This is a genomic window from Desulfosoma sp. (genome assembly GCF_052743555.1).
Genome location: NZ_JBRAHS010000016.1, coordinates 65,168 through 75,048, shown reverse-complemented (window position 1 = coordinate 75,048; position 9,881 = coordinate 65,168). Strand labels below are relative to the sequence as shown.

The window sequence follows — 9,881 nt, the reverse complement described above, 5'->3', positions numbered from 1 at the left end:
ACGCGCCCAAGGAGTGGCGCTGGCAGTGGGTCTTTCCGCAGGAGAACCGTTGGAAAAACCAGAAGACCGGCGAGGAAGGGCCGCATCACGTTCACGAATCGATCATCCAAAAGGCGGTCAACGGCGCGGTTAGGAAGGCTAAGCTGGCCAAAGGAGCCACTTGTCATCCATTTCGGCATTCCTTCGCCACGCAACTCCTGGAAAGCCGCTATGACATCAGGACAGTGCAGGAACTTCTTGGTCACGAGGACGTAAAGACCAGCATGATTTACACTCACCTTCTCAATCGAGGCGGCAAGGGCGTCAAAAGTCCGGTGGATAATTTGTAGAGGAGAAACGAAGGTGTCTTATAGAGAAAACAGGTATTCCCGAATTGTGACGGATCTTGAGGACGGTCTCTCGAGGCTAGGCCGATATCTCTCAGACCTCCGGGGAGCCCCTCCCCAACTCACGGAACCAGTCCTAACCTACCATAATGAGCCATGGGCCCGAGCTTTGGCAGAACTCCTGGCACGTACACGATGGTCCTTGCCCACCTTGAGCTCTTACTCCTTAGCATTTGCGATTCAGTAGATCGTCAAGTGGTCGTCGACGCATTCGTCAGTTCTTTTGTCGACACGATGAAACCTGGCTATTGGTCTGCGGGTGCTATCGCCCAAGGGGTTGTGGATACCGCAGTCAAGCTTGGTGTTCTCCAACCCGCCGAACGAGATCAACTACTGGAGCAGCGAATCTGGGATTGCGAGTCCTTTGTAGTCCAGGAATGTGTAGCTGATCTTGAGCAGTCGATTGCATTCCTATCAAGCCTGCTGGAAAAACTTAAGACCCGTTGATGAGCGGTATAACCAGCGGCTGGAGCCGCCAACGCCTTCGGCGCTGCGGCTCAGCCGCAGAGCGTTAGGCGCATCGAGGAGGCGGGGGCAGCCATGGGTCCACACCGTGAACTTTGCGGGTGGTGCGGACCTGCGTCATAGGTATAGAGATGGAGGGACGATCATGTAATCCTACGAGGGCATGTACAGATCCCCCAACCTGACCAAATACCATGGACCCCGATGCCACTTGGAAGAACCGATCCACCTGTTGCTGACAGCAGCGACCCGTGTGACGTTAGTCCCCCAGAGTGCGGTACCGTGAAAAGGTGTGATCTGCTGCAACACTTGCGTCAGCATGACAGCGTCTCTTTCCTTCAGGGCGGGCGAGCACAAGCGCATCGCCGTCAAGATCGTGGACCACCGCGGGATCCAAAACCTGAAGGTAATGGAGGTGCAACCATGCACTCACAAATCGAGACACCGATAGAACTCACTGCACAGTTGTGCAAGAAATAGCAATTCGATGCCCATCGCCCGTTTGGCAAAACGGCGAACAGATCCTTTCCCGAACCGATGCCATTGCCAAGCTATTGAACCGACATGCGCAGGCCAATGTTCCCTCGGAACTGCAGGAAATGGGAGCTTGTCCGGATTGCGGATCTTCGGTGGAATATCAGGGTGGGTGTGTGGTGTGTAGGGTGTGTGGTTTCTCTAAATGCTCCTAATTTAAACAAACAACAAGTGGGCACGTGAGAACGGCCCCCTCTGGAGGATTGACATGATGCGTTGGCACAAAACGATCGTTACAGAAGGCACCGCCGAGTTTCCCCTTGGCAGCCGAGTCTATGTGTACGATCCACAGGATCATGTCCCTAAGTTCGTTGGTTGGTGTGCTGGGTATCATTCGCAGACGAACTTCTACTTCGTGAAAATGAAAAACACGTACGGAACCATCGTCGTTTACTACCGGGCGTGCATCCTCAATCACGCCGAAACCGAGGCGCTCAGGCATCAGACTCTCCAGGAGGCCGCCGCATGAAACTCCAAGCTTTGGAAATACCTTTGTCTCGGGATGGGGTAACCCATCCCCCGTAGCAGTCCTTGTCGGAGAGCCCCCCGGCGAGATCCGGGACATCATCGATGCATTGTCATGGATTGAGAATGGGCTTCTGCTGACGCAGCTTATACCATCCCTGGCGTCCCAGGTGCGCGAAGACACGCACAGGAGCTTTGTGAGGATCGCCAAGGGGAAAATGCCGGACGTGGAACGGCAGGCAAAAGGGCGCTGATAACACTCCGGGATAGTGCCGGGCAAGGGAGGCCTTATCGGCCGCCGGCGGATCTTTCGATGGCACCGCCCAGGGAACGAATATCCTTGCCGATGCCTTTGACGGTGTTACAGCCCGCCGCGGTGCCGCAAAGTAGGCTTAGGGCCAGAACGCAGACCCATAAGGTCAAGCGATGTGCCCCGTGCATATGAAGCCTCCTCAAAGTTTTCCCGCAACACACGCCCATGGAACCCCAATGGGTGAGGGCCATGTGCCGCCGCCAAGCCCTTCGCGCATAAAAAAAGCCTCGGCGGCCCCGAAGCCTCAAATCTTCAAATGGTGGGCGGGGGGGGATTCGAACCCTCGACTTCCACCGTGTGAGGATGGCACTCTCACCGCTGAGTTACCCGCCCGAAGTACGCCCCTTATACACGAATCGGCTTTTCCGTGCAATAGAAAAAGCCCGTCTTCTTGGGGGCCACCAAAAGCAGCCTCAGGCGCAGATAATCGTCCTTGGCGGCCGCGTCGTTGGGATTGATGTCCAGAACACGCTTGAGCTTCTCCAGAGCCTTGGTGTATTGGCCCAGGCTTTCATGGAGTTGCGCGGCCTGCTTCAGATACTTGACTTCCTTGGGTTCCAGCCGGCACAGTTCTTCCAAGGCCGCCAAAGCCTTTTGTTTCTGGCCCTTTTTGAGGGCCCCGTACAACAGGTACTGGTGAAAGGCGCTCACGTTCGGGTGCTTGTGCGCGGCTTCTTCAAACGCCTTGACTATGGCGTCATAGTTTTTCGCCTGATCGTACAGGACAAAGAGCGCGTCGTAGTACGCCAGGTTGTCCTTTTCCACGGCAATGAGCTTTTGCAGCATCTCGATCTGCTTGGGACCGTTCTTGGCTTTTTGGTAAAGATCCAAAAGGTATTTCAACGGCTTGGGATCATCCGGGGAAAGGGCCGCGCATTTTTCAAAGGCGTCCAGGGCTTTGTCCCACTGCTTGCTGTCGTAGAGCATCATGGCCAGATTCCATTGCACCACGCGGTCCTGAGGATCCAGGCGAGCCAGGTTTTTGTAGACCTCGAACAGTTCGGCTTTGTCCCCGGATTTTTCCAAGAGGGCGGCCAGGCGCACCAGAGCCCGTTTTTCGGAGGGATTTTTGGCGACAAGGTCCCGATAAATCCCCAACGCCTTGGATGTATCGCCGGCTTTTTCCGCCATGGCCGCAAGCTTTAACCAGTTGGTCACATCGGCGGGATTGGCCTTAAGGTATTTTTCCAAATCCTGAGCCGCCTGTTGCCAATTCCCGGATTTCGATCGAACCACCGAGAGATTGTAATAAATGTTGGGATCCCGAAGTCCGGCAGCCACGGCGTTTTCGTACGCCTCGGCGGCTTCCGCCCAGTTTTCCGTCTTGGTGGCCAGATCCGCCCGCACCACATGCCACGAACCGCGATAGGCCGCCGGCACCTTAGGGGCATATTGCTTAAGTAATTTCAGGGCTTCGCCCGTGGGAACCTGATGCTGAAGGTAACTCACCAATTCCTGAAAAACTTGAGCGTCATTGGAAAGCCGAAGCAATTCCAGCGAAACTTCCAAAACTTTGGTGTGCTTTTTCTGTTTTTTTTCAACGGCAATAAGCCTTTCCAGCACAGGACGGGAATGGCCCAGTTCCAAAACTTCTTCATAAAGCTTTTCCGCACCGCTCCATTGATTCGCTTCCGCATACAAACCCGCCAACTGGGTCTTGACCAGCACGTTGCGCGGGTCGGCCGCCAGCACCTTCTCCAAATATTTTATTTTCTCTTCCAATCCGCCCGCTTCCTGGGCCTTGGCCAACCAATCCTTGGCATCCAACTGCACCAGGAACCGACTCTCGCCCAAAGGTCTGCCCATCCACGTGGCTTGCAGTTCAATCCTCTTGGGCGTCTCAAAGGTCTCGGTCGGCAAAAGATCCCTTAAAACCTTTGGCTCCCTTTTGACTCTCGAAAGATCCAGATCGGCGGATCGCACCTTCACTCCCCAGGCCACCCATCCATCCGTTCGCACGCCGAGCCATCGAATGGTATCGCGGGGGTTGAATACCTCTTCCGCCTCCGGGGAAATTTCCTGCGTTTTTCCATTGACTTCCAACAGAACCGCTTCCAGCCGATGTGGTACCGGAAGCCTTGCCAGGAGACCACCAAAGAGATTCCAGTTCAGCCACGCCGCCACCAGAACGGCCAGGCCTGCGGCCGTGACGGCAGTCACCTTGATCGCCTTTGAAGCCCTGGACTTCCTCCGTCCAGGTCGAAAAAGCGAAGCCCCCTCATAGGGTCTTGGCCGAGAGCTTTTTCTAAACATCATGAGAGCGCCTAAATTCCGGTGCCCACATCACCGCTTCTCGAAGACGACGCACTTCCTGCGCCGAGAGCCGCCTCCAGTGCCCCACCGGCAACCGGCCCAAACGAATGGGGCCGTACGCCGTACGATGAATTTTCAAGACGGGAAGCCCCACGGCTTCCCCCATGCGCTTGATCTGACGATACCATCCTTGATGAAGCGTGACTTCCAACCAGGCGGAATCAGAAAAACGCCGCACCAACTTCACCCCCGCCGGCGCCGTCACCCCTTCACGCAGCCTTACCCCACGGCGCCACAGCTCCATCTGCTCCGCCGAGGGCACGCCGCGCACTTCCACCCGATACACCTTCGGCACTCCGTAGCGCGGATGCATGAGCCGGTTGGCCAGTTCGCCGTCGTTGGTCAGGAGCAGCGCACCCGAAGCATCCCAATCCAAACGCCCCACAGGATAAACGCGTGTGGAGAGTCCTTGCAGGCAGTCCATGACCGTTGGCCGTCCTCGAGGATCCCGTACCGTGGTGAGGCACCACCGGGGCTTGTGCAAAAGAATCACCTGTTGGGCCGCCACCCGCCCCACCACGCGTCCATCCACGCGCACCTCATCCCGCAGCGAATCCACCAATGTACCCAAAGTCGTCACCACCACCCCGTTGACACGCACGCGCCCGGCCGCAATCCAGCGCTCGGCCGTGCGCCGTGAAGTGATTCCGGCCTGAGCGATGAATTTGTGAAGCCGCACGCGGGTTGAAGAAGCATCCCGCTTCCCATCGTCACACATGATTCCCCAGTCCCACTGTTGCAACCACCTGGTCCATGGTCCTTTGGGCTTCCCGGCGAGCTTTTTGGATACCATCCTCTATGCAAGCCCTCACGGCGTCCATGTCCTTCTCCAGGCTCTGCCGCTTGTTCCAAATGGGAGCTAGATGTTCCAGGACATGCGCCAGAAGGATCTTCTTGCAGTCCACACATCCAATGCCCGCCGTTCGGCATCCGTGCATCACATGAGCCATGTCGTCCGGTGTGGAATAAAGCTTGTGGTAGTCAAAAACCGGGCATTTTTCGGGATCCCCGGGGTCCGTGCGGCGCGCCCGCGCCGGATCCGTCATCATCTGCAAAATCTTTTGGCGAACGGAGGCCTCGGGTTCCGTGATGTAGATACAGTTGCCGTAACTCTTGCTCATCTTTCGCCCGTCGGTTCCCGGCAGCACCGGCGCTTCCGTCAGCAGCGCGTCGGGAATGGGAAACACTTCCCTTTGGTAGATGAAATTAAAACGCCGAGCGATCTCCCGGGTCAATTCCACGTGAGGCAATTGATCTTTGCCCACAGGCACCCCATGAGCTCGATAAATAATGATATCCGCCGCCTGCAGCACCGGATAACCCAAAAAGCCGTAGGTGGCCAAGTCCTTGGTGTCCAGCTGCTGCTGCACCTCCTTATAGGTGGGGTTGCGTTCCAACCAGGCCAACGGGGTGATCATGCCGAGGAGCAGATACAGTTCCGCATGCTCCTTCACTTGGGATTGAATAAACACGACAGCCTTCTGCGGATCCAAACCGGCCGCAAACCAATCCACAATCATGTCCCACGTGTTCTGGCGAATGGCTCCGGGATCCGCATAGTCCGTGGTGAGCGCATGCCAGTCCGCCACAAAGAAAAAGCATTCGTACTGGTCCTGAAGCTGAATCCAATTCTTCAACGCTCCGTGCAGATTGCCCAAGTGAAGACGCCCCGTGGGACGCATGCCGCTTAAGATCCGCTTGCTCTGATCCATCAAATCCTTCACCTCCTTGATTCGTTGTCAAACTGAGCTTTCTTCCCGCCGCGCAGCCGGCACCCCGTCGGAAAAAGTCCTGGATTGAAGCCTTCGTCGCCGACCATGGCCTCCACTCAATCCACGGCCGGGGAGACCGTCCGAGAATGTCTTCTGTACGAGCGGCGCAAGCCGCGACTCCTTATCGCGCCTTAAGGCCCCATTGGGCTTGCCAAGGCCGTCCCTTCGAGAGCGTGGCCCCGGAAAGCCTCAATCCGGGCACGAAACCCCTCATCGCATACTCGGACAGCCTCCTAAAGCAAAATCCTCGCAAAGAGGTTGACCACCGGCCGCAACAGATATCCCCACCATCCGGTCATCACAAAGATCAAGACGATGAACATACCGTAGTGTTCCAGGCGGGCCACTTGAAAAGCCAAGGGACTGGGTAAAAGGCCCGTCAGCACTCGACCGCCGTCCAAGGGCGGCACTGGAAACAGATTGACCGCCATGAGCACCAAATTAAAAACTACCGAAAATCGGGCCATGTGAAACAAGGGATCCAACAGCAGCCCTCCAGGGCCGGCCCCGAACCCCAAACCGAAAAGAAAAACCACGATGCGATAGACCAGAGCGCTGGCCGCGGCCAACATGAGATTGGTTAAAGGGCCAGCCACAGCCACCCACGCCATGGCCTTGCGTCCTCCACGCAAACGGTGGAATTGAACCGGCACAGGCTTCGCCCAGCCGAAAAGAAAAGGCGCCTTGGTGATAAGTAAAGCCATCGGGACGATCACCGTGCCCACCAGATCGATGTGCACCAGGGGGTTCAATGAGATGCGCCCCGAAAGTCGCGCCGTGGAATCCCCAAACTTTTCCGCCATCCACCCATGAGCCACTTCGTGACCCACGACCGCCAAAAGAAGCGGCACAGCGTAGATGCATATGTCCCTAAAAATGTCCAGCACTGTGTTTTTCCTTTACTTGATCCGCTTCCGCCATCAGGGTTCGAGCCAACCCCAGCTCGTCTTCTACGGTCTTGACGCCCCCGTTGAGCTTGGCGTCGCGCACGGCCGTGAGAATTCTTGAATACAGAGGTCCCGGCGGAAGGCCTAAGGCTTTGAGATCCCCTCCTCCAATGTCCGGTTTCACATAACGATACCGGTGGAAATAGTAGCTTATGGCACGCTTCACCTCTTCGCGGTTGGTTTTCGCCATCATGAACAAGAGTTCCTCCGGCCCCAGCGGCTGAAGCGCCCGATAGATATCACTAGGCCGCAGAGCGGGCAAACGCAAAAAGTCGGTGAGCACATCGTTAACTTTCTGAAATGCCCAGACTATTCTTTCCCTCGCGTTGTGAGGAAGGTCCAGCCGCGCCAGCACGCTGTGGAGATCGCCTGGTTTCATGCGCGACAGAAAGCCTAAGAAGTAGACGCGCCACGCTTCCAGCGGTTCGTCCAAAAAACTTAATTGATACCAAAGAATTACTTCCTTGATCTTGACAAAAAGCTGTTCGGCTTTGGCATCAAAGCAGGTTTTCGGGCACAGGGCTTCCATGACGCCGAATTCTTCCAATCGGCGCAAAGCCGGCAGCGGATCTTCTTCCATGAAGATGTGCTGCAGCTCATGAAAAAGCCGCTGCCCTCCCAATCGATCGATCAAGCCCATCTTCACGGCGTTGCGCATCAGGCCGGCCGTCTGTTTACCCACGCGAAAGCCAAAGCGCTGTTCAAAACGAATGGCTCGAAGAATCCGTGTCGGATCTTCCACAAAGCTCAAATTATGCAACACCCGAATGGCTTTTTCCTTCAAATCCTTTTGGCCGCCGAAAAAGTCAATAAGGGTTCCGAATTCCTTAGGGTTGAGGGCCACGGCCAGAGTGTTGATGGTGAAATCGCGTCGGTAGAGGTCCATTTTGAGGGAGCCGAACTGGACAATGGGCAGTGCCGCCGGGTACTGATAGTATTCCAGGCGGGCTGTGGCCACATCCACTTTCCGCTGGTTCGGAAAGATCAGCACGGCCGTGTTAAACTTCTTGTGGCAGCGCGCGCGAATGCCCTCTTTGTCGGCGAAAGTGCGGGCAAAGGTGATGCCGTCCCCTTCCACCACCACATCGATGTCCAGATTGGGGCGGCGCAGCAAAAGGTCCCGAATGAAACCTCCAACGGCATAGACCTTGTACCCCAGGGCCTCGGCATGTTCCCCCAAGGACCGCAAAAGAGTAATGATATCCTTGGGTAGCTGTTCCGCCATAACCCCGACGATGTTTTTCTGTTTGCTCCACGGGCCTGTGCCCGGGTCGTCCTTGAGGGCGGTGGGTTCTCTGGAGCGATCCGTGATGAGGTGGTTTAAAAGGTCTCGGCGGGTGATCACACCCACCAGATTTTCGCCGTCCATGACGGGAAGAATACGCTGTTGATGTTCCACTAAATGTTTTTGAACTTCCACCAGCCGCCCATCGACACCAATAACGGCGAAATCTGGGTTCATGTATTCCCTGACTTTTTCCGCCTGTAACCCGTGGTAGATGGCCTTTTCCAGCACCTGGCGGTTAATGAGGCCCACAATGCGCCCGTTTTCCAGCACAGGCATGGCATTGATGTTGTAGCGGACCATGAGTTCTTCCGCCTGAGCCAGGTCGGCCTGGGCGTCAATGGTGATGACGGGGGAACTCATGAGGGTGCGTGCCGTGACGGCGGGCTTGATGGTACTCTGCAGGAGTTCAAAGAGCCGGTCTTCGGCCTGAATGAGGGTGAGTTCCCTAATGGTGGCGGACGCCGCCGTAGCATGGCCGCCCCCACCGAAATAGGCGGCGATTTCCCCCACGTTGACATCGGGAATACGGCTCCTGGCCACCATATAAATGCGATCCTCCATGCGGGCCAAGGCAAAGACGACATCCAGGTTTTCCATGTCCTTGAGCTTGTGCACCAGCACCGCGAAATCGCCCACATAGCGATCCACGGATACCGTCGCAATGCACACTTCCACCCCCTGAATGTTGTAGGTGCGTGCCGAGTGCAGCAGTTCATGCAGAAGGGCTACTTGTTCGGAGGTGAGTTCTCGAGTGACCAGGTCGGCCACCACATTCAGGTCCGCACCGCATTCCAGCAAAAAAGCGGCGGCTCGAAAGTCTTCCGGCGTTGTGGAAGAAAAGGTGAACGAGCCGGTATCTTCAAAAATCCCGAGAATCAGAATGGTGGCCTCTTCCGGCGTGACCGGCACGCGCCGTTCTTGAAGCATGAGCGTCAGCAGGGTCACCGTCGCCCCCACGGGTTGCACGATTTCTAATGCGCCGCGAATGTCGTCTTCTGACGGAGGATGGTGATCGTAGACGTGCACCTCCACATCCGGGCGGGAAACAATGTCCTGAAACTTGCCGATGCGCGACGCCTGGCGTGTATCCACGAGAATGAGGCGGCGAATCCGGCTGAGGTCCAGCCCTTTCAGTTTAGTGAAATCAAAGAGGTATCCCGCTGTGTGGACGAAAAAATCCCTTAGGTTTTTTTCCTGGGACCCGGGAAACACGAGAAGGGCGTCCGGGTAGAGTTTTTTCGCCGCCACCATGGAAGCCATGGCGTCGAAATCCGCATTGAGATGGGTTGTGATCACTTCCATGTGGAAGCTCCTTTGCCGCATGGCAACCCGCAGACTTCAGCCGACATCGTGCCACGATGTTAACGGGGCCGAGGCAAAAGGCCAAGTTGATTCTTG

8 protein-coding genes and 1 tRNA gene are annotated in these 9,881 nt (G+C 56.3%); 2 read left to right on the top strand and 7 right to left on the bottom strand.

Features of this window, described 5'->3' with window-relative positions:
* Together ACUVSA_RS11430 and ACUVSA_RS11425 are read left to right on the top strand one after the other, a co-directional pair.
* Window positions 1-329 (top strand): tyrosine-type recombinase/integrase (locus tag ACUVSA_RS11430; RefSeq protein ID WP_445894915.1); only part of this gene is annotated, 329 nt, incomplete at its 5' end.
* Window positions 330-1,593: 1,264 nt separating this feature from the next.
* Window positions 1,594-1,854, top strand: coding sequence for a hypothetical protein (locus tag ACUVSA_RS11425; protein WP_445894914.1), 261 nt, complete (start codon window positions 1,594-1,596; stop codon window positions 1,852-1,854).
* A 284-nt stretch (window positions 1,855-2,138) separates the two neighbouring features.
* On the opposite strand, the gene ACUVSA_RS11420 is transcribed toward ACUVSA_RS11425, so the two are convergent.
* From ACUVSA_RS11420 to ACUVSA_RS11390, 7 genes are all read right to left on the bottom strand, one after another.
* Window positions 2,139-2,291, bottom strand: a complete 153-nt coding sequence (locus tag ACUVSA_RS11420) for an entericidin A/B family lipoprotein (protein ID WP_445894913.1) — start codon at window positions 2,289-2,291, stop codon at window positions 2,139-2,141.
* Between the two features lie 129 nt (window positions 2,292-2,420).
* A tRNA-Val gene (locus tag ACUVSA_RS11415) sits at window positions 2,421-2,496 on the bottom strand.
* 12 nt (window positions 2,497-2,508) lie between these two features.
* Window positions 2,509-4,323 carry a tetratricopeptide repeat protein gene (locus tag ACUVSA_RS11410; protein ID WP_445894912.1) on the bottom strand — a complete coding sequence of 605 codons (1,815 nt, stop codon included), beginning with the start codon at window positions 4,321-4,323 and terminating at the stop codon, window positions 2,509-2,511.
* Window positions 4,324-4,408: 85 nt separating this feature from the next.
* Window positions 4,409-5,194: a pseudouridine synthase gene (locus tag ACUVSA_RS11405; RefSeq protein ID WP_445890615.1), complete on the bottom strand. Its 786-nt coding sequence runs from the start codon at window positions 5,192-5,194 to the stop codon at window positions 4,409-4,411.
* Window positions 5,187-6,188 (bottom strand): tryptophan--tRNA ligase, encoded by a 1,002-nt coding sequence (gene trpS, locus ACUVSA_RS11400; RefSeq protein WP_445890614.1) that lies wholly within the window; start codon window positions 6,186-6,188, stop codon window positions 5,187-5,189. The genes ACUVSA_RS11405 and trpS overlap by 8 nt, the downstream gene beginning before the upstream one ends.
* A gap of 293 nt (window positions 6,189-6,481) precedes the next feature.
* The gene (locus tag ACUVSA_RS11395) at window positions 6,482-7,135 is read right to left on the bottom strand and encodes a site-2 protease family protein (protein ID WP_445894911.1); all 654 of its coding nucleotides are present in this window, start codon (window positions 7,133-7,135) and stop codon (window positions 6,482-6,484) included.
* Window positions 7,119-9,785, bottom strand: a complete 2,667-nt coding sequence (locus ACUVSA_RS11390) for a CBS domain-containing protein (protein WP_445894910.1) — start codon at window positions 9,783-9,785, stop codon at window positions 7,119-7,121. The genes ACUVSA_RS11395 and ACUVSA_RS11390 overlap by 17 nt, the downstream gene beginning before the upstream one ends.
* Between the last annotated feature and the right edge of the window lie 96 nt (window positions 9,786-9,881).

What these genes read in the sequence shown, in the direction of transcription:
- ACUVSA_RS11425 (WP_445894914.1), top strand. Translation starts at nt 1,594, where the DNA reads ATGATGCGTTGGCACAAAACGATCGTTACAGAAGGCACCGCCGAGTTT.
- trpS (WP_445890614.1), bottom strand. Translation starts at nt 6,188, where the DNA reads ATGGATCAGAGCAAGCGGATCTTAAGCGGCATGCGTCCCACGGGGCGT.
- ACUVSA_RS11405 (WP_445890615.1), bottom strand. Translation starts at nt 5,194, where the DNA reads ATGTGTGACGATGGGAAGCGGGATGCTTCTTCAACCCGCGTGCGGCTT.
- ACUVSA_RS11390 (WP_445894910.1), bottom strand. Translation starts at nt 9,785, where the DNA reads ATGGAAGTGATCACAACCCATCTCAATGCGGATTTCGACGCCATGGCT.
- ACUVSA_RS11420 (WP_445894913.1), bottom strand. Translation starts at nt 2,291, where the DNA reads ATGCACGGGGCACATCGCTTGACCTTATGGGTCTGCGTTCTGGCCCTA.